Genomic DNA, 25,625 nt, shown 5'->3' on the forward strand with positions numbered 1-25,625 from the left:
ATTATTGGCCACCTACGGGCAGTCCTCATGTCCGCCCACGGGCAGTTCCCGATGTCCATTGACAGACGACAAGCAGGTCTCGCCGTCGGCCGTGGGAGTGGACCAGCAGAAGCTGCGGGACCTGGCAGCGATGTATCTGTTCGAGGACCCCTACCGCGAATCGTGGCTGGATCCCAAGTGCAGTTACTTCGACGCAGCCATCATGCGCTTCGGCGGGCGAATCACGCTGACCGAACATCGACGCTGCGTACCGGAGATCATCGGCTTCTCCAACCGGATCGCCTATGAGCCGGAAGGGATCCGGCTGGTGCCGGTGCGCCAGTTCGGCGCCGAACGCCTAGATCCGATCAAGGCCGTCTACCTGGCGGAAGGTTATGAGGCGCCGAACAAGACCAACCCGGTCGAAGCCGACGCGATCGTCAGCCAGATCTGTGAATGCTTGGACGATCCGCGCTATGACGGATCGACCTTCGGGGTAATCTCGCTGCTGGGCAAGGAGCAGGCCAGGCTCATCGAGTCCAAGCTGATGGACGCGGTCTCGCCGGAGCAATGGGCTGAGCGGGAGCTGCGGTGCGGTGACGCCTCGGATTTCCAAGGTTCCGAGCGCGACATCATGTTCCTGTCGATGGTCAAGGCTCCTGAAGAGGGCAAGCGGATGGCTGCACTGACCATGGCCCAGTACGTCCAGCGCTACAACGTCGCCGGATCGCGCGCGAAAGATCAGATGTGGGTCTACCACTCGATGCCGCGCGAGGCGCTGACCAATCCCGAGGACATGCGTTATCAATTGCTGGACTACTGCTACGGGGTGGTCAATCGCATTCAGACCGACCCGAACGGTGTCGTCAGCACGAACGTTCCCGAGGATGCACAGGTTGAGCCGTTCGACTCGCTGTTCGAACAACGGGTCTTCAACCGTATCGTCGACCGGGGCTACACCGTGGTGCCGCAGGTCGAAGTGATGGGGTATCGGATCGACATGGTGATCACCGGGGCTACGGGACGATTGGCGATCGAATGCGACGGCGACTTCTGGCATGGTCCGGACGCCTACGCGGCCGACATGGCACGTCAACGCGAGCTGGAACGGTGTGGCTGGCGCTTCTTCCGGATCAGGGAGTCTGTGTTCTATGCCGATATGCCAGGAACGTTGAGGCAACTCTGGGACCGGCTTGATGAGCTCGGGATCCATACTGCCGATTGGGTGGAGCCTGGGTCCGATGAGCTCGCTGATGTCGTGCCGGATACGGGGTTAGCTGACGAGGATCCGCTGCCGGTTACTCATGACTTGGATGGCACCAAGATCGAATTCACTGGTATGTATAGTGATTTCGGCGACGATGGCCTGGACCTCAGTCGGGACCTGGTTGACGGTTGGCGCCACGGTACGAAGGTTGCTGTTGTGGACGGCGCGCTGTCCAACATCGAAGACGCGCAGTCGGTATCGGTCTCGGAGGAGATGTAGGCAGCTCATCTGAGGCCGAGGCGAATGTAGAACCAGACGTCAGCGCCTGGAATCGCATCGATCAACTTGCGCGTTCCTGATAGGACCGATTCGAAGATGTTCCGAGCCCGGCGGCGCTGCGGTCCACTTCGTCAGACTTGTCTCCTAAGGTGAATTCGTGGCGGACTTAAACCCTGGACTCTACGAGATGCTCCTCACCGAGGCGCTGCACACACAACTCGCTCCGTTCGAGAGTTCGGCTCGCAAGACACGGCCTCTGCGCAAAGCCGAAGCGGCGGACCGGATCGCCCTGCATCTAGGTCGGCAAATCGAGCAGTCCCTCGCTGCGGTCAGTGACGACGCCCGGGTGGACGTCGGCATCGAAGTCGCGAAGGCTCTCATCGCGCGGCTCGCCGAGATCATCACCGTCGACACCGCAGAGACGCCCATCGACCCGGGTGAAGTCCTGCACGCGATCCTCGAGCGGCGACCGGATGGAACCTCGCGTCCCATCGCGGAACCGCTGATTCCTCTCCTGGACACCACGTTGCTGACCAATGCCCCCGGCGAGCCGGGCCTGCTGAATCAGCTGGATGCCGAAATCGACTCCGCGGACGCGATCGACGTAGTGATGGCATTCATTCGGCGCAGTGGCATCAACCCGCTCCTGGGATCATTGCGCCGGCACTGTGAGCGCGGTAGGCCGCTGCGCGTCCTCACCACGACCTACACCGGCTCCACCGAACGCGCTGCCCTCGACCAGCTCGTCGGACTCGGCGCCGACGTGCAGATCTCCTACGACCTCAGCACCACTCGGCTGCACGCCAAGTCCTGGATTTTTCACCGCCGCTCCGGCTTCTCCACGGCCTACGTCGGCTCGTCAAATCTGACCCACTCCGCCCAGGTGACCGGGCTGGAATGGAACGTTCGTGCCTCGTCGGCGCGGAACCCCGACATCCTCTCCAAGTTTGAGGCGGTATTCGAAAGTTACTGGCAGAGCATTGACTTCATTCCGTACAACCCAACCCAGTTCGACGAGGCGCTAGAACGGGCCGGGCGCACCGACACCGGACCCACCGTCATCCTTAGCCCCATCGAGCTTCGCCCTGAGCCCTTTCAAGAACGCCTCCTCGAGCAGATCGAACTCTCTCGCGCGCGCGGCTATCACCGCAACCTGCTCGTCGCGGCCACGGGCACCGGCAAGACCGTCATGGCCGCCGTTGACTACGCGCGCTTACGTGAACGGCTGCCACGCGCACGTCTGCTGTTCGTTGCGCACCGCAACGAAATCCTCGACCAGAGCCTCGCGACCTTCCGCTATGCGCTGCGTGACGCCTCGTTCGGCGAGAAGTGGATCGGCGGATCGCGCCCCCAACGCTTCGACCATGTCTTTGCCTCCGTGCAGAGCCTCAACGCCGCCGACCTCAAGGACTTGGCACCCGATCATTTCGACGTCGTCATCGTCGACGAGTTTCATCACGCCGCAGCCCCCTCGTACCGCAAGCTCCTCGATCACCTCAAGCCCGTCGAGTTGCTCGGTCTCACCGCCACACCCGAACGCAGCGACGACCTTTCGATCCTGCATTGGTTCGATGACCGCATTGCCGCCGAGCTGCGATTGTGGGATGCGATTGACCAGCAGCGACTTTCGCCGTTCATGTATTTCGGCATCCATGACGGCTTGGACCTCACCGAGATTCCGTGGCGTCGAGGCCAAGGTTATGACCTTGAAGCCTTGAGCAGTCTCTACACCAGCACCGACGCCTGGGCCCGTACCGTACTACAAGAGGTGGTACGCCTCGCTGCCGATCACAAAGCCATGCGTGCCTTGGGCTTCTGCGTCAGCATCGACCACGCGAAGTTCATGGCGGGGCACTTCAATAAGGCAGGGGTGCCGGCCGTCGCGGTGTGGGGTGATAGCCCGCAAGTAGAGCGAAAAGCGGCGCTGCAAAGACTTGCCGCCGGCGATATTCGCGTCGTCTTTTCGGTGGATCTCTTCAACGAAGGCGTCGATGTTCCCGCCGTGGACACCGTGCTCATGATGCGACCCACCGAGAGCGCCACGCTGTTCCTGCAGCAACTCGGGCGCGGGTTGCGGCGTTCGGCGGGCAAGGCCTTCTGCACGGTCCTTGACTTTGTCGGCACCCATCGTCGCGAGTTCCGCTTTGACCGCCGCTACCGCGCACTGCTCGGGGGTACCCGCCGCGACATCGAACGCGCAGTCCAGCAGGGATTCCCCTTCCTGCCGGCCGGGTGCTACATGCAGCTCGACGACAAGGCCTCCGAGATCGTGCTCCGCAGCCTGCGGGAAGCCATTCCCACCCGCTGGCCCGCACGCGTCGAGGAGCTTCGGGTGATCCACGCGAAGTATCCCGACGTCACCCTCTCGACATATCTCGCCGAGTCCGGCCTAGACCTGCCCGACGTCTACGACGGCTCGCGGGGATGGTCGGACTTGTGCGAGGCGGCCGGCGTACCGACAGAACGGCCGGGGCAGCACGAAAAGCCTTTGCGCAAGGCGCTCGGCCGGCTGCTGCATATCGATGATGACGAACGAATCGCCACTTATCGGGCCCTTCTCGAATCTCCCACTCCGGTCGACGTTTCCGGACTCCCGGAACGCCAGCGGCGCCTCATCCGGATGCTCGTTGCAAGTCTGGGTGACCAGGTCCTGACTAAGGACACCTCGCTGCAGGACGCGGTCAGCCTTCTTTGGGCGCATCCGCAGGTACGCGTTGAGCTGTCGCAGCTGCTGCGCGAACTCGATGATCGGATCGACCACCTGCACGGTGCACTCGATCATCACCCCGACGTGCCGCTGCAGGTGCATGCCCGCTACTCGCGGCTCGAGATCCTGGCGGCCTTCGGTATCGGTGACGCTGCCAAGGTCGCTCCTTGGCAGACCGGCGTGTACGAGGCTAGGGACGCCAACACCGAGCTGTTTGCCTTCACCCTCGACAAGAGCAGCGGCGCGTTCTCGCCAACGACCCGCTACCGCGATTACGCCATCAGCCCGTCCCTGATCCATTGGGAAAGCCAGTCGATCACTCGCGCCGACAGCGACACCGGTCTGCGCTACCGAAACCACGAACGCGACGGCCGGTCGATCATGCTGTTCAGCCGACTTCGCGCCGATGACCGCGCCTTCTGGTTCCTCGGGCCAGCCACCTACCGCGGCCACGTCGGAGAGAAGCCAATGGCCATCACCTGGGAACTAAACACGCCGCTCTCGGGCGATCTGTACCAGTCGTTCGCTGCCGCGGTGGCATGAGTTCGCAAGCTGATTCGCGCAACAATTCACTGGGCTCACCGACCCATCACGCGGTCGTTTACGGCCTGCAGATGCGTGCAGATTTCCTGACTGAAGGGCACCGCGAGTTCTTCCAACGAGACCGCATTGAACTGATCTCATCGAGCAGCGCGCCGAAGACCGTACCGACGTCATCGAATTGTCTCGGCGTCACCGCGCCATGTGAGCGCAGTCACCAGCGCCAGCGGCCACATCCACCACCGGATGGCCTTCACCGTGGCGGCATAGCTCGCGCGTGCCGAGGGGGTACGCAGCAGGTAGCGCGCAGCCAGCAGGCTGCCGAGCACTACGGTCCCCATGACGACGACGGTCACTGGTCCATCATCCGACGTTGCCGGGGACGTTGATGACGGCAATTTCACGGGCGGCGTCGTCCACCTGATTCGGCCTTGGAAGCTCTGATCAGCCCGCGGCTCACTCCTTGCCTGCTCCCGCTCGCCGGGCACCATCCAGGCCAGCGCGTGATACCTGTCGATGCGAGTGTCGATACGCTTCGCGGCTGAGCATTCGTGCGGGCGCAGCGGCACCCGCGCGGCTACCGGCCTGGCCTCGAGGAGTTCCGGAATTGGAGGACATCATGGACCCGATCCCTGTGCATCCCGCTGCAGGAGCCGAAGACGTGCCGCCGGCACCCGGAACCGAGACCCGCAGTGCAGGCGGGCATCTGTTCATCATCAACGGCGACCTCACCCAACTCGCCTGCGACGCCATCTTGATCCCGACCGACGAGGAGTTTCGGATCGAGCCGTACTGGCGCCGCGTTGTGGCACGCGACCGTCTGCCGCTCGAGTGGGGAACAGAATCGGTGATGAGGCTTCCTGCGGAGTTTCGCACGGACTCTCCGGACAGTGACAAGGTTGCGGTGTGGCTGGGCAATATCGGTCTTGCCGGGGACCAATCCGGTTTCGCTGCTTACGAATCCAAGATCCGTGAGTACGCCATGGCCGCCAAAGACGCGGTCAGCTCCGGCAGTGAGCGTTTGTATCCGTGGCCGAAGCCGCGCCTTGCGCTTCCGGTGGTGGGATCCCGGGCCGGTGGCGGCAATGCCCGCCGTGGTGACTTGCTCAAAGGCCTGGTGCGGACGCTGCAGCTGCTCGCTGAGGAGAACGATGTCGATATCGTTCTGGTCACCGCGCGAGACAAGGCGTATGCCGCCGCCCAGCGCGCGCGGACCGAGTCCCTCCGTGATTCCGACATCGCTGCCGTGTGGCGCTTCGACCACCCCGCGTTGATCGCCAAGGCGCAGGTTCTCGCGAACACAGCGATCGAACGCCACCTGGTGCTCTTTCTGGGATCGGGGATCAGTGCCGGTGCCGGATTGCCGACATGGACGCAACTGTTGGATGGCCTCGCTGAAACGGCAGGGTTGAGTGAAGACGCGCGGGCGCGGTTGAGGAAGAAGGATGCGCGTGACTATGCGACATTGATCGAGCGTCGGATGATCGACAAGGGGATCGACTTTCGTGATCAGATCGCCGCTGAGCTCGCCGGCGAGTACTACTCGCTGCAGCACGGATTGTTGGCCTCGCTGCCTAGCAACGAGGCCGTCACGACCAACTTCGACACCCTGTTCGAGGCGGCCGCGCAGACCGGGAATCGCAAACTTGCTGTGCTGCCGCAAGATCCGAGTGATGCCGGTGGACGGTGGCTACTCAAGATGCACGGCAGCATCGGTGGTCAGAAGCCGATCGTCCTGACTCGTTCAGACTTCCTGGATATGCCACGCCAGTACGGTGCCCTTCTTGGGCTTGTGCAGGGACTGCTGCTGATGCGGCACATGATGTTCGTCGGGTATTCACTGCAGGACGAAGATTTTCAGGAGCTCATCTACGAGGTCCGGGAGGCGCGTGGGGACACCGACGGCCGCGGAACCGTACTCACGTTGTTTCATGATGATCTTGACGAAGAATTGTGGAGCAACGACCTGGATGTCGTTTCCATGGTCAACGTGCCTGACGACGCAGGAATAACCGTCGAGTACGCGGCCCGGCAGCTGGAGTTGTTCCTGGACCTGCTCGGCCATCTCGCTACGACTTGCTCGGCGTTCTTCCTGGATGACACTTACCGAGAGCTGGTCACCGATGATCGTGAGGAGGAGCTTCGGCAAACCCTGCTGAAGCTGGTGGAATCGACCGAAGACGCCGAAATCGGATCGGTCAGATATGAGGTCAAGACCTTCCTGGCGACACTGGGCGCTGGCAGGCAGTGACCGCCGGGACCGGGGCAATTGGAAGCGATGGTCATCGGCCCCGACCGGGCTGCAACCGATACGAGTGCGAGGAGATTCATGGCAGACGTCAGCGCGGCCGACCCAGACGAAAGGCCGGAAGCCGGCCCAATCGCAGATACTTCGGTGGAGTTGCTCGTCGACCATGGCGACCATTTGAGCTTCACCCGTCACGACTCGTACGAAGACGCTATCTCCTACCTCCGTACCGGTTACACCTACGGCCTGCTGGAGTCCGCCGGGTATTCACCGGCTCAGCTGGATGCGATGGAACCCGAGAAGTTCCGCGAACTACTTGGAGTCAGCGGACTACGCACCGAAATCAAGCGAATTCATTGACCTTCGGGCGCCACCACCCATGAGGCCGTAGCAACGCCGTTTTCCACAGAGCTATCACAACCCGTCCCAGACAGAACGAGCGGCACTTCTCATCGGCGCATCATGAGGCGTTGATGCTATGATGAGCCATGCGTACCACCATTGATCTCCCCGATGACCTGCATAAACAGGCCCAGGCGATAGCGCGGGATACCGGGCGGACCTTGAGTGAGGCGGTCGCCGACCTCATGCGCAAAGGCCTCCGCGCCGGTAGCGCCGGAGCGGCGCACTCGACCGATCCCCGCACCGGGCTGCCGGTCGTGAGCGTCGGCACCATCGTGACGTCCGAAGACGTGCGGGCGTTGGAGGACGAGGAATGACGGTACTGCTCGACTCCAACGTGTTGATCGCGTTGGTCGTTGCAGAGCATGTGCATCACGACGTGGCGGCGGAGTGGCTCTCCGGTTTCGACGCCGGGTTTGCGACGTGCCCGATAACGCAGGGCAGCCTCGTCCGGTTTCTCGTGCGGTCCGGGTATCCGGCAGCGGCCGCGCGCGATGTGGTGGGTGCGGTGGCCACTGCCAAGCATCACGAATTTTGGTCGGATACCGTGCCTTTCACCGACGTGCGGCTGGACGGCGTCGTCGGCCATCGCCAGGTGACAGATGCGTACCTCGCTCAACTGGCGCGACACCACAGCGCGCAACTGGCGACGCTCGACACCGGCTTGGCGGCTCTGCACCAGGATGTGGCGGTATTGATCTCAGCGGCCTGACTGACGCAGGTCTCTTGCGCGAACATGTCGGCCGGTACGCCTACGCTCTGAGCCGTGGATTACGCGGCGATCAACGCACTGCGGGAGCGGCACCCCGCCTGGCGGCTGCTGCGCGCCAGCAACGCGACCCTGATCCTGTCCTTCCTGGGCGAATTCTTCGTGCAGGGCAATCGCGGGGCATGCGCGGCCAGCGTGGTCGCCGACGCCCTGGATGACCACCTCTACGCTCTCAACGCCGAGGACGACCGCTATCCCAAGGAGCCGCGCGCCTACCTGGAGGACTGGGCGGCCACCGATGCCGGCTATCTGCGCCGGTTCTACCCGGTCGGCGACGACGAGGTGCACTACGAGGTGACGCCCGCCTTCGAGAAGGCCTACGCCTGGGTGACGGCGCTGCGGGGCAGGTCCTTTGTCGGCACCGAGTCCCGGCTGCACACCGTCGTGGAATTGCTGCGCCAGATCGTGCACGGCACCGAAGTCAACGCGGAAGTCCGGCTGGCAGAGTTGCACCGACGCCGCGACGAACTCGACGCCGAGATCGCCGCGGTGCAGGCCGGCGACGTTGCAGTCCTCGACGCCACCGGCGTGCGCGACCGCTACCAGCAACTATCCACCACGGCCCGGGAGCTGCTGTCGGACTTCCGTGAGGTCGAAGAGAACTTCCGGCTGTTGGATCGGGCCGCCCGAGAAAAGATCGCCGCCTGGGACGGCTCCAAGGGAGAACTGCTCGCCGAGTTGGTCGGCAGCCGCTCGGAGATCGCCGGCTCCGACCAGGGCCGCAGCTTCCAGGCGTTCTACGACTTCCTGCTCTCCGACCAGCGACAAGCCGAGCTCGCCGACCTGCTGTCCAAGGTGTCCGCCCTCGCCGTCGTCGACGACGATCACCGCGGCCACAGCGTGAAAGGCATCCACCACGACTGGTCGGAGGCCGCCGACCGGGCCCAGCGCACCATCCGCCAGATCTCCGAACAACTGCGCCGCTTCCTCGACGATCAGGTCTGGTTGGAGAACCGCCGCGTCCTGGACCTGGTCCGCGCGGTGGAGGTCGCGGCACTCGACGTCCGCGCCAACCCACCGTCGTTCGGTCTCGAGGTCGACGAGCCCGGCATCGACATCGCCCTACCGTTCGAGCGCCCGCTCTACCAGGTGCCGGTGGCGGCGGCCGTCGACAGTGAGATCTCGGCGTCCACCGAAGAGGTCGACGCCGAGATGCTGTTCACCCAGACCTACATCGACCAGGCGCGGCTGGCCGCCACCATCCGGGCCGTCCTGCCGGAGAACTCCTCGGCGCTGCTGTCCGACGTCATCGCGGTGCACCCGATCGAACAGGGGGCGGCGGAGATCGTCGGTTACCTCGCACTCAACGACGACGACGTGCGAATCGACATGGACGACACCGACGAGACCGTCCTGGACTATTCGGATCCCGCCAACCCCGAGGTCACCAAACGCGCGCGGCTGCCGAAGGTCACCGTGCGACGGCAGGCGGTGCATCGCCGATGAGCAACGACCGTGCCGTCGCGGCCGCCATCATCCGATTGATGCAGGGCGTCGTCTACCGCACCTCCGACGAGGACACTTGGCAGACGCTGGAACGGTGGGGCGCCGGCGTGCGCGACCACTTCGGCACGCTCGGGGTCGACGTGGTGGTCGACGACGCCGAGGGCTACGCCTATCTGCGCTCCCGGCCGGAGGAAGAGGGCGAAGAAGCCTTGCCACGTCTGGTGCGCCGGCGAGCTCTGACCTACAACGTCAGCCTGTTGCTGGTGCTGCTGCGCAAACGACTCGTCGAATTCGAAACCGGCGGCGGCGAGGGACGGCTGGTGCTGAGCACCGACCAGATCGTCGAGATGCTGCGGTTGTTCCAGGCCGATTCCACCAACGACGCCCGCGTCGTCGACCAAGCCGAGACCACCATCAAGAAGGCCGCCGAGCTGGGTTTCTTGCGCCAGCTGCGCGGCCAGCGCGGCGAATGGGAGGTGCGGCGCATCCTCAAGGCCTACGTCGACGCCCAGACCCTGTCCGACTTCTCGGCCAAGCTGCGCGAATACGCGGGGAGGGCACCCGACGATGAGTGAAACCCTGTTCAGCGCAACAGAACTCGGTCAGGATCGGCGAGCAGGCTACCGGCTGCAGTGCGCCGAGGTCTACAACTGGGGCACGTTCGATGACCATGCCTGGAGATTCGCCCCCGGCACCGACACCGCGCTGCTGACCGGGGACATCGGTTCGGGTAAATCGACCCTCGTCGATGCGCTCACCACTCTGTTGGTGCCGTCGCACAAGGCGGCCTACAACAAGGCCGCCGGCGCCGAGGCCAAGGAACGCACCCTGCGGTCCTACGTCGAGGGCTACTACAAGTCCGAGCGCAACGAATCGACCGGCAAGTCCCGCCCGAAGGGCTTGCGGGAGAACAAACGCACCTACTCGGTGATCCTCGGGGTGTTCCGCAATCACGGCCACGACGAAACGGTGACACTCGCGCAGGTGTTCCAACAGCGCGAGAAGACCGGCCAGCCCTACCGGTTCTTCGTCACCGCCACCAAAGAACTTTCCATCGCGGCGGACTTCGGCGGCTTCGGCACCGAACTGCGCGACCTGCGTAGGCAGTTGCGTGCCAACGGCGCCGAGATCTTCGACGAGTTCCCCAAGTACGCCACCTCGCTGCGCCGTCTGCTCGGTATCCGTTCGGAGCAGGCGCTGGAACTGTTCCACCAGACCGTGTCGATGAAATCCGTGGGCAACCTCAACGATTTCGTGCGCGACCACATGCTCGAGCCGAGCGACTCGACCGACCGGGTCCGCGACATCATCGGACATTTCGACGATCTGACCAAGGCCTACGACGCCGTCAAACGCGCCCGCGAGCAACTCGAAACCCTGCAACCGATCGTCGACACCGCCGCCAAGTACGACGCCGCCTTCGCCGAACGCGACGGCCTGGAACTCGAACGCTCGGCGGTACGGCTGTTCATCGCCGAACTGCGTTCGGTACTCCTGGCCGACGAGATCCTCCGACTCGAAGCCGACGGCGCGGCCCTGTTGGGGCAGCAGGACGCGGCCGACGCCGAGCAGCAACGGCTCGGCCGCGAACGCGACGCCCTGATCGAAGAGCGCGCCCGGGCCGGTGGCGACCGCATCGGCGAACTCGAACGACTGGTGGAGTCAGCGCGTGCGCAGGCCGAGACCCGCAGGGAGGCAAGGGCGTTGTTCGACGCCGCGGTCGGCGAAGCCGGATTGGCCCCGGTCGCCGATCAGGAGGCTTTCACGGCGCTGTCCGCACTCGTCGCCGCCGAGCGCCCGCGGCTGGCGGCCGAGAAACGCGACCTCGATGCGGCCACCGTCGACGCGATCGGCCGGGAGCGCGAGCGTCAACGCGAGTGCGAGGTGCTCGCCGGGGAGATCGCGAGCCTGGTGGAACGCACCGACAACCTGCCGCGCGAGCAGGTGGTGGTGCGCGCCGAGTTGTGTGCCGCGCTGGGGTTGACCCCGCAGGATCTGCCCTATGCCGGTGAGCTGCTCGACGTGTACGAAGAGCACTCGCAGTGGCGGGGCGCCGCCGAACGTGTGCTGCGCGGGTTCGCCCTGTCACTGCTGGTGGCCCAGCCGCATTACGAGGCCGTCGCCGCATGGGTCAACGCGCGCCGGCTCACCGTGGCCGGCCGCGGTGCCAAGCTGGTCTACGAACGGGTGCCACAACATCAGGTTCGGCTGCAGCCGACGGCCTCCGACGGGCTGCTGCTCGCCGACTGCATCGAAGTCCGCGAGGGACCCTTCGAGGACTACCTGCGCAACGAATTGATGCGCCGAGCCGACTTCCGCTGTGCGGCAGACCTCGACGAGTTCCGTGCGGAGCGCAAGGCGGTCACCCGGGAGGGCCAGGTGCGGTCGGGCGGTCGACACGAGAAGGATGACCGGTATCGCGTCGACGACCCTCGTCGTTGGGTGCTCGGTTGGGTGAACGAACGCAAGATCGCCGCGCTGCGCACCGAGCTCACCGAGCTGGAGCACGAGCGGGATCAGGCCGCCGCGTTGGCGACCGCACTGGGGGAGCAGCGGGAAGCCCTGCAGCGCCGGCTGGACGCGTTCTTGCGGGTGGAGGGCTTCCGGTCCTGGACCGATCTCGACGTCGACGAGGCCCACGCGCGCGCCGCCGCCCACGATGCCGAACGCATCCGGCTCGAGGCCGGCTCGTCACGGCTGGAGGAGATCGCCGGCGAGTTGGCGCGCAACGCCGAAGAATCCGCCGCCGCAGCCGAACTGATGAAGAAACTCACCGGAGAGCTGGCCACCACCCAGGCCGCGGTGCAGCGTGCGCAACAGGAACGTGCCCGCGACGACGAGTTCGTCGCCGCGCGCAGCGGTGAACAGCTCGACACCGCGCGTGCCTCCTACCCGGCCCTGGAGCAACGGCTGGGCAGGCGCCGGCCGCAGCGCGCGGCGGACTGCGCCGACACCGAGGCGGCGCTGTCCGAGGACCTGCACCGGCGCATCGAGCGACTCTCGGGCCAACTCAACGGCCACGCCCTGAACCTGGGCCAGTACATGACCACGTTCTTGAACCGCTGGCCGGAGCTGCGGGCGGACATGGACGCCAGCGTCGACGCTCGCGGTGACTTCCTGGCGTTACGCGAGCGGGTCGCGACCGACGACCTGCCGCGGTTCGAAACCGAGTTCAAGGAGCAGCTCAACAAGAACGCCATCCAGGAACTGGCCGGGTTCAACAATTGGCTGGGCCGGCAGGCCACGGCCATCGACGAGCGCGTCGACCGGATCAACGAGGCGCTGGGTGCGGTGCCCTACAACCCGGGTCGGTTCATTCGGCTGGAGAAGGAACCCACCACCAATCAGGATGTCGCGCAGTTCCGTTCGGATTTGCGCAACCTGACCAATGACACTCTGGCCGTCGACGGTGATCAGTACTCCGAGCAGCGCTTCCTGGATGTCAAGCGGATCATCGAACGCTTCCGGGGCCGCGACGGCTACGCGGAGTCGGACAAGAACTGGACCCGCCGGGTCACCGATGTGCGCAACTGGTTCGTGTTCTCGGCCTCCGAACGTGACGTCGACACCGATGTCGAGTGGGAGCACTACAGCGACTCCGACGGCAAATCTGGCGGCCAGAAGGAGAAGCTGGCCTACACGATCCTGGCCGCGTCCCTGGCGTATCAGTTCGGGCTGGAATGGGGTGTCGAGAAGTCGCGGGACTTCCGGTTCGCCGTCATCGACGAGGCGTTCGGGCGCGGCTCGGACGTCTCGACCCGCTACGCGTTGGATCTGTTCGCGACGCTCGGTCTGCAATTGCTGATCGTCACGCCGCTGCAGAAGGTGCACGTCATCGAGCCGTATGTGAAAGCGATCGGCCTGGTGGACAACCCCACCGGAACGTACTCGCGGCTGCAGACCATGACCATCGAGGAGTACCGGACCCGCCGCGACGGACCTCGACCGTGAGCCCGGTGAACACCGGATGGACCAGACCGGAGGACATCGCCGCCAAGGTTCGGCGCCGGTGGGACAACGGATCGTTGCTGCGCGGCTACGCCACCGGTGAACCCTTCGCGCCGATCGAGCTGGCGCTGCGCGCGCCCAAACCAGCGCAGATCGGCGACGACATCGCCGCAGCCCGCGCCTGGGTGGCCGCTCTGGACGCCGGGCGTCGCGACGACACGCGCTACACCTTGGAGTGGAAGTCCATCGGCGGCAGGCAGATTGGCCGAAACTCGGTGCCCGTCCGCGCCAAGGTCTGCTCCTATCAGCAGGCCTGGGCGTTGCTGGGCGTGGCAGCGGTGGTCGACCGTTTCGACGGCCTGTTGGATCTGGTGCCCCAGCATCCGCGGATCCGGGAATGGATCGTCGCGCAACCGCACCGCGCACTCGCGCTGGCCCCACACATGCCGCAGTTGATCGCCGCCTACGACTGGCTCGACGGCCACCGGCACTCCAGCCGCTACCTGCGCGAGATCAGCGCGCCCGGCGTGGACACCAAGTTCGCCGAGCGGCATCGGACGGATCTGGCCGGCATGCTGGGTGTTTCGCCGTCGGCGCCGGGTTTCCTGGCTGAACTGGGCTTGCGGTCCAAACCCAGCCTGGTCCGGCTGCGACCGGCGGCGTCGTTGGGCCTGCCCGCCCCGCTCACCGAACTGGCGGTGCGGGCCGAAGAACTCGCGCAGCTGAGGGTCGAACCCCGCGTTGCGGTCATCATCGAGAACGAGATCAGCTATCTGAGCGCCGACGTGCCCGACCGCGGGGTAGTGATCTGGGGAAAGGGCTTCGACGTCGATCACGTGGGACGGCTGCCCTGGCTGGCGGGTGCCGAGGTCGTGTACTGGGGCGACATCGACACCCACGGATTCGCCATCCTGGACCGGCTGCGGGCCTGGCTGCCGAATGCGCGATCGGTATTGATGGACCGCGCCACGCTGCTAGCCCACAGTGACCGGTGGGTGACCGAAGACCGGCCGGCGAAATCGGCCCTCACCCGACTCACCCGCGACGAGCAGCAGCTCTACACCGATCTGGTGGAGGACGCGTTGGGTGATCGCGTTCGTCTCGAACAGGAGCGCGTCGATTGGGGTTGGGCACGGGACCGGCTGCAAGACAGCCTCATTCAGTGTCCTGGGTAGTGGAACCCCAACCTGATCAGCGGAACTGTATTGGTGCGCGGAGCGCACGGTAGATCAGCGGACTGATCATGGCCCGTTGTTGTCGGTGCACCGACGTACCGTGCCTACATGTACCAGTCAAACCCACATGATCCCGCGACCACTGCGCCGGCGATCCACCCATCTGATCAACAGGACCCCGGAATCCAGATCGACGCCCCAGTCGTCGATCTGGACCGATGGAACAGCTTCGACGCCGCCGACTTCGATGACTTTGGCAGCGTCAACGACGAAGAGTTCGGCCGCCCATGCGCATCCGAGGACCCAACCTGGCAAGAGGAGATGGAGTGGTACGTGCTTTGCGAAGAAGCGGGTGGCGATGAACAGTTGCACCACCTCGATACCGCGCCGCTGCCCGATGAACCGTTCGATTGGTCCGGGGTGCCCGACGACGTCGTCGCCAAGGTAACCGAGGTGCTCGAGCACACCGACGCCTGCTGTGACGCACTGCTCGACGTCGAATACCGCACGGCCTGCCGACGGCTGCTGGCCCGGATCGCCAGCACCGACCCCGCGGTGTTGCGGCGCAGAGGACAGGCCGGCACCGCTGCGGCAGCACTCGTCTGGGTGGTCTGCGAGGCGAATGGCCGTTTCGACCACCGGGGGAGCGGACGCTTGAAGGGCTCCGACATCGCCCGGCAGATCGGCGTCAAGTGCAGTCCCGCACAGCGGGTGCCGGCCCTGGTACGGGCCCGCGGCATGCGCGGCGGTTGGTTTGGCGTCCTGGGTTCACCGGATTACCTGATCGCCGCACGCCGAGCGCACATGATCAGCCGTCGGGATGCGCTGCGAGTCGTGCTCGGTTGGTAAGTGACGCTTGCGCGAAAGCACCTGGAGGTCACCGGCCGCCCGACGTCCCGCCCTATCCCGCGCCGACCGGCGCACGCGCTGACCGGTCGTGGTACCAGCCCTTCAACCCGCAAGCGCCCACCGCTGACGATTAGCCTGTGCTGCCGCGCATCAGCGTGATCGGCCATCCGTTTCGCGGCCGAGGTTTCCCGACGTGCCCGATCGTCGGCTGAATGGTGACTTGACGTCTCGCACCCGGGTGCGTCCGCCGTTCACCATCATGTCGAACGGCGATGAGGCCTCCGAATCATTCTGCTGCTGCGAACTTGTCGGTGCCCTCTGTCATTCTGACCGGCTCACCTGAAGCAGCACTACGACAAGGAGCGAACCATGATGGAAAGCCCTGCACCCGGTTGGTATCCAGACCCGGGCGGGCAACCCGGTCGGCGCTACCACGACGGCCGCACCTGGACAACGCATTTCACGCCGTACCCGCCGCCGCCCGCCCCGACCGCCCAGCCTGCTCCGGCGATGGCGGTGGCGGTGGCCAACGGTGGCGGTCCCAGCCACGGCCTGCACGCGGTGCTGACCATGGTGACCTGTGGTCTGTGGCTGCCGATCTGGATCTTGGTGGCGATCTTCGCCGGTGGGTCCTCGTCGGCCGTCGCGGTCAGCGGCGGGCAACTGGTGCGCACACCGAACGGCCGGCCTTTGGTGGTCGCCGCCGTCATCGGTGGGATCTTCCTCCTGGGCCTGGTGGGCCAACATCCGTGGCTGCTCGCGGTGTTCGCGCTGATCGGGGTGATCGCCGGCATCGGGGTCTGGTTGGTCAAGTCCGCGCAGCAGCGCGATGAACAACTGCGCCGGGAACAGTTCGACCGCGACATGATCGCCCAGCGCGCCGACTATGAGGACCAGCTGTATCAGCAGGGTGACCCGCGGGGAACCCACGGGCGGTACCTGCCTCCCGAGTCACCGTGAGGGCAGCGCAGTCGGCGTGGTAGGGGACGAGTCGGTGCAGCCGAACGGGAATCACACCGTGGGCTGCTCAGCGCGGTCGGCCACCCCGCGGGTCCACCGGTACAGCCACAGGATCACCCCGACGAACAGCGCCGCGCCGAGGACCATCGCGAAGACGCCGTCGTTGCCGGTGAACACCGCCAGCGGATCCTCCCGCCCGGTGCCGGCGACCATCCCGGCGAACACCACGCCGTAGAGGCTTTCCCCGACGATCAACCCGGTCGCCAGCAGCACGCCCAGTCGCTTCTTGCGTTCCACGTCGCCACCCGAGCCCGTGGCCCACCGGTTGTAGAAGTGCCCCATCAGCGCACCCAGCGGGATGATCACGGTCAGGCTCATCGGTAGATACATGCCCATCCCGACCGCCAGCGGAGGCAGCGCCAACCGGCCGCGGCGACTGAGGATTTCGTCGACGACGATCACCCCGATGCCGATCAGGACACCGAGCCCGATCAGCGCCCAGTTCAGTGATCCGCCGAACACGCCCTTGGCCAGCGAGGAGATCAGTGCGGCCTGCGGGGCCGCCAAGGCCTGCGGGCTGGCGCCGGGGGCACCCAGGAAACCGAACGCGGTCTGCATCAGGTTGAGCACCGGCGGGATGATCACCGATCCGAACAGCACCCCAATCACCAACGCCACCTGCTGTTTCCACGGGGTGGCGCCGACCAGCTGACCGGTCTTGAGGTCCTGCAGGTTGTCGTTCGAGATGGTCGCCACCCCGAACGTGATCGCCGCGGCGAACAACGTGAACGCCACCAGCGCCAGGCCCTGATCGTCGTCGGCGGCGCCGAACACGACCTTGATCAGCACCGCGGCGATCAGCACCACCAGGATCCCGACCCCGGAGATCGGGCTGTTCGACGAGCCGATCAGACCGGCCATGTAGCCGCACACCGCCGCGATCACCAGACCGATGAGGAAGATGAACACCAAACTGGCCGCGATGATCCCGGTCGAGCTGCCCTGTAATGCGGTGCCGCGGCTGAAATTCCACAGCAGCGCGCCGATCGGGACCAGCATCGCGACCACCGTCGCGACGACGATCGGGAACGGGATGTCGCGTTCGGTCAGGTCGACCAGCTGGCCCGCGCGGCGGTTGCGCGCCGAGGCCAGTGCCTCGTTGATGCCCTTGATGATCGGGCGCAGGATCTTCAGCAGCGTCCACACCGCGGCGATCGCGATCGCGCCGGCGCCGATGAACCGGACCTCGGAGACGAAGATGGCGTCGATGACGTCGCCGATCGGTTCACCACCGTCGAACATCCCGACGGTGCGGATCGGCAGCAGCAGCCCGTAGGAGATGACCAACCCGACCAGCATCGCGATGCCGACCTTCATCCCGACCAGATGCCCAACGCCGATCAGCGCCAGCGACAGGTTCGCGCCGAACATGGTGCCGCCCGGGCCGATCCGGGCGTAGCTCACCACATAGTTCGCCAGCACCTTCAGGTTGGCCAGCACCGTGAAACCGGCGGCCACGACCGCGCCGAGTGCGATGGTGCGCAACCCCATTCGGTTGTCTTCGGCGCCGTGTGAACTGTCGCCGACCTTGAGCACTTCGGCGGCGGCCACGCCCTCCGGATAGGGCAGATCGGAGCCGGTCACCAGGGCCCGGCGCAGCGGGATGGAGTACATCACGCCGAGGATGCCGCCGACCGCGCACACCGCCACGGTGATCCAGTACGGGAAACCGGTCCACCAGCCGATCATCACCAGGCCGGGCAGCACGAAGATGATCGCCGAGAGCGTGCCGGCCGCCGAGGCGAGGGTCTGCACGATGTTGTTCTCCACCACGGAGTGGTTGGCGAAGTTGCGCAGGATCGCCATCGAGATCACCGCGGCCGGGATCGCGGTGGCGAAGGTCAGACCGACCTTCAGACCCAGGTAGACGTTGGCGGCGGTGAACACCAAGGTGATCGCGCCGCCGAGCAGGATGCCGCGCAGCGTGAGTTCGCGCAGCGTGGGGGTGGCGGGGGTCTCGACGGCCACTTCGGCATCCTCTCGGTTGCAGCTCAGCAGGGCCGGCGAACGACTGCACGGCGATCTGGGTGCTTACACGTTAAGGGTTTGCTCGTGGTGGCGGGTGGGGTTCCACGCGGTCGTGTCACCCCCTCAGCTCAACAACTCTCGAATATCCTCCGCGCTCAGCGAGGACCCGAACGTATTCCCGTCATCAAGCACTGACGCGAACAGCTTGGCTTTGCGTGCATTGAGCGCCACCACCTTCTCCTCGATGGTGTCGCGGGCGATCAGCCGGTACACCATCACGTTGCGGGTCTGCCCGATCCGGTGCGTGCGGTCCACGGCCTGGGCCTCCACCGCCGGGTTCCACCACGGGTCGAGCAGGAAGCAGTAGTCGGCCTCGGTGAGGTTGAGTCCGAACCCGCCAGCCTTGAGGCTGATCAGAAACGCCGGTGCGTCACCGTCTTTGAACGCCGTGATCGCCGCGGCCCGATCTCGGGTGCTGCCATCCAGATAGCTGTAGCCGATGCCTTCGTCGTCGAGGCGTTCCCGCACACAGGTCAAGAACCGGGTGAACTGGCTGAAGATCAGCGCCCGATGCCCACCGCGGACCACGTCGAGCATCTGCTCGATCAGCACGTCGATCTTCGCGCTCGGCACCGTCAGGCCGGCCGGCTCGACCAGGCCCGGATGCAGCGCCATCTGCCGTAGCATGGTCAGCGACTTGAGGATGGTGATCCGGTTGCGGTCCATGTCGTCGAGCAGACCGAGCACCTTCTGTCGCTCACGCTGCAACCGCTTGTCATACAGCGCGCGGTGCCGACCGGACAGCTCCAACTCCAGGATCTGCTCCTGCTTGACCGGCAACTCCGGGGCCACCAGCTCCTTGGTGCGGCGCAGCACCACCGGTTTGATCCGACGCCGAAACAGGTCCAGACGATCGGCGTCGGATTGCTTTTCAATGTGCTTGGCGTAGAAGTCGGCGAACCGTTTCGGGCTGGCGAACAGCCCGGGAGCGGTGATCGACAGCAGCGACCAGAACTCCATCAGGTTGTTCTCCATCGGTGTGCCGGTGATCGCGATCTTCACCGGCGCACCGAGCACCCGCGCGCACTGATAGGTCTTGGCGTGTCGGTTCTTCACGTACTGCGCCTCATCGAGGATCAGCCCGGCCCAGGTCCGCTGATCGTGTTCGGCGAAGTCCAGCCGGAACAGCGTGTAGGAGGTGATCACGATGTCCGCGCCGGCCACCCGCTCGTCGAACCCGGTACCGGATTTGGCCACCGTCGAGTTGAGCACAACCACCTTCAGGTCGGGGGCAAACCGGGCGGCTTCGGCCGCCCAGTTGCTCATCACGCTGGCCGGTGCCACCACCAGGAACGGTGGTCCGTCCGGATGCTGGTGGCGCACATGGCAGATCAACGCCAGGGTTTGCAGGGTCTTGCCCAACCCCATGTCGTCGGCCAGGATGCCGCCCAGCCCGTGTTGGTACAGGGTGGCCAGCCAGGAGAACCCGTCGCGCTGGTAGGGCCGCAGCTCGGCGTGCAGCCCCGCCGGCACCGGCACCGGCTCCACCGCGTTGAGCGCCCGCAGCCCAGCGACCTGGGTGCGCCACTGCGCGGCCTGATGCGCGACGATGCCCAGTTCGGCCAGTTCGTCGAACAGGTTGACCTGAAAGCGGGTGATCCGCGGCCGCTCCTCGGTGTCGCTGAGCGCGCGGGCCTCCTCGATCAGTTCCCGCAGTCGCAGCAACTCGGGTTTGTCCAGTGAGAAGTAGGCACCGTCGGGCAGCAGCAGGCAGTCGATGCCGGCGGCCAGCGCGGTGAACAGGGTGCGGAAGTCGATCCGGTTGCCTTCCACGCTGACCGTGACATCCAGGTCGAACCAGTCGGTCTGCTCGGCGGCCTCGGCCGCACTCACCGCGATCACCAACGATTGGCCGACCTCGCGGTAATCGGCCTGCTCGCCGGTGATCTCGACGATGACGTCGTCCAAATCTTTGAGCAGCGGCAGCAATTCGCAGGTGAAGTGCATGGTGCTCAACCCGGTCAGGCTGCGCCGGGCCAGCAGTGTTCCACCCAGATCGCACAGCCCGAACCGGGCCAGCGGCGCGTCGATGCCGGCCAGCAGCGCGCGTTCGGCGTCGCGGTCGCGGTGGCCGTCCCCGCCTGGGGCGTCGATGCGCCCGCGCAGCTGCCGCTCACCGACCTGATAGGCCCACAGCCAGGTCAGCTCCACCTCGTGGTTGTCGCGGTAGTCGGCCTGCAGCACCAGCTGCGGGCCGCTGATCACCGGCGCCGCGAACGACTCGTCACTCGAGACCACCGGGCACACCGCCCGCAGCTGCGGATAGAAGTCGTAGGCAAAGGCCTCCGCATCGGCGGCCGGGATCACCAGCGGTGCACGCTGCAGCAGCATGTCCCGCACCGGTTTCGGCACGGGGTTGTCCAACCCTGCCAACCGCAGCGCGCCGTCATCGAAGTACGTCACGCCATGCCCGCGCACCCCGACGAACCCGGCCACTGCCCGCGCCACCCCGTCGACGCGCAGCGTGGGCGTCACCATGAGATCACCGCCGCGGTCGACCGTGACATCCAGGTCGACGTGCCCGACGCCGGGCGCCGGGATCTCGGCGCCGGTGTGTGCGTGGATCAGCGCGACCCCGTCGTCGTGCAGCTCGCGCAGCAGCGGCCACAGCTGCGTGGATCCGAACTGCGACAGCACGATCGAGCTGACCTGACCGTAGCTCGGCATGGCAGCACTGCGGCTGGCCTGGTACAGCGCATACAACGTACGTAGCCCCTCGACGTGGGGTCGGTGGAATCCGTACTGGTCGAGCGCCACCAGGTTGCTCCAGCACAGCCCGCCGTTGACCCAGCCGCCGCGCACCCCGGGCCGCACCAATGCGGCGTCGACCAGTACGCCGTCGTCGCCGCGGGTGCTGAGTTCGATCCCGATCCGGGTCGCTGCGCCGTCCTCGTCGGCGCAGCGCAGCAGCGAGCCCAGGGTGCGCTGCCACTCGGGTTCGCTGCCACGCGCTGCGAGCATGCCCTGCCCGGCGGAGTCGACCATGATCAGCACGGCCGCGACGTGCTGGCAGGACTGTCGGATGCGGCAGCTGCATCGCCCGTCGCGCAGCCGCCACGCCCCGCCACCGAGATCGGTCAACTCGATGACCGTGCTGAAGCGGCTGCCGTCAGCGCCCACCAGCGAAGCCAGCAACAAGCCGCTGTCCTGAACCCAGTCGCAGTTCAGCACCCGCCCTGCGAGCGCATCGGCAACGCCGCGCTCGAAGCTACCGCGGGGCAACCGAGCCAGGCTGTCGGTCAGGTTCAGCGACGGGTACTTCGCGTCCATGTTGGGACAGTAGGACTGACCACCGACAGCCGCGGACCAGCCGCCGACCTACGGCCCGCTCGGCGGGGCCGTGGCGACACCCCGACCTCGACAACAGCACCGCAGCGGTGCGGCGCCGACATCACCAACGTCTCGGTGGGCGGAGCCTGACTACAGATCGAACACCTGATTCTGCAGCGGAACGGTTGCCTGCCAGCCCAATTCGCGACCCAACCGGACCCGCAGGGTGTCCGCGGGTTGCGGCTCGCCGTGCACGATGAACGCCCGCTGCGGGGGTGCACCGAACTCGGCAGCCCAGCGCAGCAACTCGTCGGCGTCGGCGTGCGCCGAGAGCATCCGCAGGTTGGCGACGTCGGCGTTGATCGGCACCCACTCGCCGTGGATCTTGATCTGCCGCTCACCGGCCGCGATCGCCCGCCCGCGGGTGCCGGGCGCCTGATAGCCGGTCACCATCACGGTGTTGCGCGGATCCGGTGCGAACGCCGCCAGGTGGTGCAGGACCCGTCCGCCGGTGGCCATGCCGGACGCCGAGATCACGATCTTGGGGTCGCGGTTGGCTGAAATCTGTTTGGACTCCTCGGGATCGCGGATATAGGTCGCGATGTCGCACATGTCGGCGCAGACATGCGGCGGCAGCCGGTGATCGCTCTGATGGCTGTGCAGCAGGTTGCTGGCGTTGATCGCCATCGGGCTGTCCAAATAGATCGGGATGTCCGGGATCCGTCCTGCGCCGCGCAGTTGCCACAGGTAGTAGAGCAGGGTCTGGGCGCGGCCCACCGCGAACGCCGGGATCACCACGGTGCCGCCGCGAGCCACCGTCGCGGTGATGACAGCCTGCAGGGCGGCGGCCGGATCGCTGCGCTCGTGCACGCGGTCGCCGTAGGTGGATTCCAGCACCACGTAGTCGGCGGCCGGAACCGGATCGGGCGGCAACATCAACGGGTCGTCGTAGCGGCCCAGGTCCCCGCTGAACACGATGCGCCGGCCCTGCCACGCCACGTCTACTGTCGCCGCACCCAGAATGTGCCCGGCCCGCCGGAAGGTGACCGCGGCCTCCATGCCGGGGATGCGGAACTGCTTGCCGAACGGGCGGGTGGTGAACAGCTGCAGCGCACGGTCGGCGTCCTGGGCGTCGTAGAGCGGCAGCGCCGGGGAGTGCTTGGTGGCCTTGTACTTGTTGAGCAGCGCGGCCTCGCGTTCCTGCAGGAAAGCGCTGTCGCGCAAGATGATGTCGGCGACCGCCGCGGTGGCCGCGGTCGCGATGATCGGCCCGCGGAAGCCGTCGCGCACCAGCCGGGGCAGATACCCGGAGTGGTCGAGATGGGCGTGCGTGAGCACGACGGCGTCGACGCTGTCCGCATCAACCGGTAGCCGCTTCCAATTCTGCTCGCGCAGGTTCTTCACACCCTGGAACAGCCCGCAGTCCACCAGGATTCGCTGACCGCCGGCTTCCAGCAGATGCTTGGACCCGGTGACCGTGCTGGCCCCGCCCAGTGGGGTCAGCGTCAGGTCGGTTGGGTGATTTCGGTGCGTTTCGGGGCGTTCAGCGCCCCCTGGCGCACCGAAATCACCGGATGTGGGGGAGTGGGACTCGTTCACCGACTTCACCTTTCGCATCACGCAGCTTCGGGGCGGCCAAACCTTCGCGCAGCAGCCAGCGGGCCAGCTCCAACGTCTCGGCGATTTCGTCGTCGGAGATCCGTAAGCCATCGGGCTGCAAGCCCAGCGAGATCACGCCGTTCCAGGCGCCCCACAGGTAGTGCGTCAAACGCATCGAGTCCACCGGGCGGGCTTCGCCGGCCGCGACCGCCGCGTCGATCTGGGCGGCGAAGCGCTCCAGCAGCCCGCCGACCTGATCGCGGATCCGGGCCTCGGTGTCGACGTCGGCCGACAGCGGCTGGGTACCCGGGCTGCGGTTGGCCAGGAAGTGAAACGCGCCCGGATGCTCGAGGTGGAACCGCAGATAGGCGTCGCCGCCGGCCAGCACCCGCTGCAGTGGGCTGAGGTCAGGGGCTTCGCTGCGCGCCATGTACTCGGAGAACAGTTGCAGCGCGCGGTCGACCAGATGCAGGTACACCCCGCGTTTGCCGTCGAAGTGGGTGTAGATGGTGCCGACCGACACGTCGGCCAGCTCGGCGATGTCCTCGATGCGGGCGCCGTCGTAACCGTGCCGGCTGAATTCGACCTCGGCGGCGTCCAGGATCTGGCTGCTGGTGCGGGCGCGTCGGCGCTCGGCACGGGTACCGACGGCGGTGTCATCGACGGTCATCGAGCCAGCATAGAACTCGCAGATTAGAAGTCCGTTCATTTTCTGAATCTATTTACAACATGCCCGCTGGTCTGCAACGATCCGTAAATGCCCGCAGACGCCGAGGTGGTCATCGTCGGGAGCCGGTTGGCCGGCACGGCAGCCGCCATCGCCCTGGCCCGCCGCGGCCGTTCCGTGATTGCCGTGGACAGCGCGCAGTTCCCGTCCGACACTCTCTCGACGCACCTGCTGTTCCCGCCGCACTGGGCCGAACTGGAACGCCTCGGCGTGCGGCAGCGGGTGATCGCCGAACTCGGCCCGCCACTGCACACCCACGGCGGCGTCGGCGCGCCGGGCGTGCAGATCATCGGCCGCTACAACCCCTACGAGGGTCTGGACTACGGCTCCTGTGTACGCCGCCCCGGCCTGGACCAGATCCTGGTCGACGCCGCCCGCGCGGCCGGCGCCGAAATCCGGGAACGCACCCGGGTCACCGGCCTGTTGCACGACGACGACGGCCGCGTCGTCGGGGTGCGGGTCAAGCCGCGGCACGGCGACGCGGACAGCATCACCGCCAAACTGGTGATCGGCGCCGACGGGCGCAATTCCACGGTGGCCCGACTGGTCGGCGCCCGCGAGCACCACCATTGGGACAACGGCCGGATGATGGCCTACGCCTACTACCACGACGCGCACGCCGACCAGCGCACACTCGCCATGCAGTGGCGCACCGGCGATGACCTGGTCACGGTGTTCCCTTGTGACGGTGAACAACTCGTCGCGCTGTTGATGCCCCCGGTACGGCGCGCCGAGGAGTTCCGCGCCGACGCCGAAGCCGCGTTCGCCGCCGCGATCGAGCGGATCCTGCCGTTCGCGGCGCGGCTGGACGGCTGCACTCGGGAGGGCGCGATCCACATCTCGGTATCGCACCCGTCCTACTTCCGGCATTCGCACGGACCGGGCTGGGCGCTGGCCGGAGACGCCGGACATTTCAAGGATCCGGTTACCGCACAAGGTATTCGGGATGCACTGCGGTTCGGCCGGCTGCTCGGTGAGGCCGCCGCACCGTGCCTCGACGACCCCGTTGCGTTGGGTGCCGCGCTGCAAGCGTGGGAGCTCGACCGCGACGACCAGTGCGTGGCGATGTATCAGTGGGCCAACGGTTTGGGCTTGGGCGACGAGATCTCGCCCATCGAGTTCGCGGCCTATCGCTGGTTTGCCTCCGATCCCGCGCACGCCACCGAATTGGTCGACGTGTTCAGCCGCAAACGCCAACCCACCGAGGTGTTCACCCCGGCCCGGCTGGTGCGCTGGGTGGCCGCCGCGGTGCGCGATCCTGCGGTCGACAACCGGGCGCTGTGGCGCACGCTGCGCCGCGACATCAAACGGGAGGCGGCCCGTCAGGTCGAGGCGCGGATGTTCACGCGGCGACGGGCGGCCTCGGCGCGGGCGATGCCGGCGGTCAACCCGGACTTGTCACAGCGGCGCGCTAGCCTCAGCTCACACTGAT

General features: G+C 66.2%; 18 protein-coding genes. 13 read left to right on the plus strand and 5 right to left on the minus strand.

The window, feature by feature from the left end:
* Positions 1-1,465: PDDEXK-like endonuclease domain-containing protein (locus AC5Y3P_RS16380; RefSeq protein WP_500046978.1), on the plus strand; the 1,465-nt coding region annotated here is incomplete at its 5' end.
* A gap of 187 nt (positions 1,466-1,652) precedes the next feature.
* On the plus strand, positions 1,653-4,715 hold the full coding sequence (locus AC5Y3P_RS16385) for a DUF3427 domain-containing protein (protein WP_500046979.1): 3,063 nt from the start codon (positions 1,653-1,655) through the stop codon (positions 4,713-4,715).
* Positions 4,716-4,885: 170 nt separating this feature from the next.
* On the opposite strand, the gene AC5Y3P_RS16390 is transcribed toward AC5Y3P_RS16385, so the two are convergent.
* Positions 4,886-5,068 (minus strand): hypothetical protein, encoded by a 183-nt coding sequence (locus tag AC5Y3P_RS16390; protein ID WP_500046980.1) that lies wholly within the window; start codon positions 5,066-5,068, stop codon positions 4,886-4,888.
* Between the two features lie 251 nt (positions 5,069-5,319).
* Here AC5Y3P_RS16390 and AC5Y3P_RS16395 point away from each other — a divergent pair, with 251 nt between their 5' ends.
* The 10 genes from AC5Y3P_RS16395 to AC5Y3P_RS16440 all read left to right on the plus strand — a co-directional run bounded on the left by AC5Y3P_RS16395 (position 5,320) and on the right by AC5Y3P_RS16440 (position 16,509).
* Positions 5,320-6,963: an SIR2 family protein gene (locus AC5Y3P_RS16395; protein ID WP_500046981.1), complete on the plus strand. Its 1,644-nt coding sequence runs from the start codon at positions 5,320-5,322 to the stop codon at positions 6,961-6,963.
* Between the two features lie 78 nt (positions 6,964-7,041).
* The gene (locus AC5Y3P_RS16400) at positions 7,042-7,320 is read left to right on the plus strand and encodes a hypothetical protein (RefSeq protein ID WP_500046982.1); all 279 of its coding nucleotides are present in this window, start codon (positions 7,042-7,044) and stop codon (positions 7,318-7,320) included.
* 128 nt (positions 7,321-7,448) lie between these two features.
* Positions 7,449-7,679: an antitoxin gene (locus AC5Y3P_RS16405; protein WP_500046983.1), complete on the plus strand. Its 231-nt coding sequence runs from the start codon at positions 7,449-7,451 to the stop codon at positions 7,677-7,679.
* Complete coding sequence (locus tag AC5Y3P_RS16410; protein WP_500046984.1) at positions 7,676-8,074, plus strand: TA system VapC family ribonuclease toxin; 399 nt, start codon at positions 7,676-7,678, stop codon at positions 8,072-8,074. Before AC5Y3P_RS16405 ends, AC5Y3P_RS16410 begins: the two co-directional genes overlap by 4 nt.
* A gap of 54 nt (positions 8,075-8,128) precedes the next feature.
* A complete protein-coding gene (locus AC5Y3P_RS16415) occupies positions 8,129-9,577 on the plus strand; it encodes a DUF3375 domain-containing protein (protein WP_500046985.1) in 1,449 nt (482 codons plus the stop codon).
* Positions 9,574-10,152, plus strand: coding sequence for a DUF4194 domain-containing protein (locus tag AC5Y3P_RS16420; protein WP_500046986.1), 579 nt, complete (start codon positions 9,574-9,576; stop codon positions 10,150-10,152). Before AC5Y3P_RS16415 ends, AC5Y3P_RS16420 begins: the two co-directional genes overlap by 4 nt.
* Positions 10,145-13,528, plus strand: a complete 3,384-nt coding sequence (locus tag AC5Y3P_RS16425; protein ID WP_500046987.1) for an ATP-binding protein — start codon at positions 10,145-10,147, stop codon at positions 13,526-13,528. Before AC5Y3P_RS16420 ends, AC5Y3P_RS16425 begins: the two co-directional genes overlap by 8 nt.
* A 5-nt stretch (positions 13,529-13,533) precedes the next feature.
* Positions 13,534-14,700 (plus strand): Wadjet anti-phage system protein JetD domain-containing protein, encoded by a 1,167-nt coding sequence (locus AC5Y3P_RS16430; protein ID WP_500046988.1) that lies wholly within the window; start codon positions 13,534-13,536, stop codon positions 14,698-14,700.
* Positions 14,701-14,808: 108 nt separating this feature from the next.
* Positions 14,809-15,549, plus strand: coding sequence for a DUF6398 domain-containing protein (locus tag AC5Y3P_RS16435; protein ID WP_500046989.1), 741 nt, complete (start codon positions 14,809-14,811; stop codon positions 15,547-15,549).
* Positions 15,550-15,918: 369 nt separating this feature from the next.
* Entirely contained in the window at positions 15,919-16,509 is a 591-nt protein-coding gene (locus tag AC5Y3P_RS16440; RefSeq protein ID WP_500046990.1) for a DUF2510 domain-containing protein, read from the plus strand.
* A gap of 51 nt (positions 16,510-16,560) precedes the next feature.
* On the opposite strand, the gene AC5Y3P_RS16445 is transcribed toward AC5Y3P_RS16440, so the two are convergent.
* From AC5Y3P_RS16445 to AC5Y3P_RS16460, 4 genes are all read right to left on the minus strand, one after another.
* Positions 16,561-18,537 carry an OPT family oligopeptide transporter gene (locus AC5Y3P_RS16445; RefSeq protein WP_500046991.1) on the minus strand — a complete coding sequence of 659 codons (1,977 nt, stop codon included), beginning with the start codon at positions 18,535-18,537 and terminating at the stop codon, positions 16,561-16,563.
* A gap of 123 nt (positions 18,538-18,660) precedes the next feature.
* The gene (locus AC5Y3P_RS16450; protein WP_500046992.1) at positions 18,661-21,867 is read right to left on the minus strand and encodes an SNF2-related protein; all 3,207 of its coding nucleotides are present in this window, start codon (positions 21,865-21,867) and stop codon (positions 18,661-18,663) included.
* 150 nt (positions 21,868-22,017) lie between these two features.
* The gene (locus AC5Y3P_RS16455; protein ID WP_500047047.1) at positions 22,018-23,376 is read right to left on the minus strand and encodes an MBL fold metallo-hydrolase RNA specificity domain-containing protein; all 1,359 of its coding nucleotides are present in this window, start codon (positions 23,374-23,376) and stop codon (positions 22,018-22,020) included.
* A gap of 58 nt (positions 23,377-23,434) precedes the next feature.
* The gene (locus AC5Y3P_RS16460) at positions 23,435-24,136 is read right to left on the minus strand and encodes a TetR/AcrR family transcriptional regulator (RefSeq protein WP_500046993.1); all 702 of its coding nucleotides are present in this window, start codon (positions 24,134-24,136) and stop codon (positions 23,435-23,437) included.
* Positions 24,137-24,223: 87 nt separating this feature from the next.
* Here AC5Y3P_RS16460 and AC5Y3P_RS16465 point away from each other — a divergent pair, with 87 nt between their 5' ends.
* Complete coding sequence (locus AC5Y3P_RS16465; RefSeq protein WP_500046994.1) at positions 24,224-25,624, plus strand: NAD(P)/FAD-dependent oxidoreductase; 1,401 nt, start codon at positions 24,224-24,226, stop codon at positions 25,622-25,624.
* Position 25,625 lies beyond the last annotated feature (1 nt).

It is taken from the genome of Mycobacterium sp. NGS45, assembly GCF_059812645.1.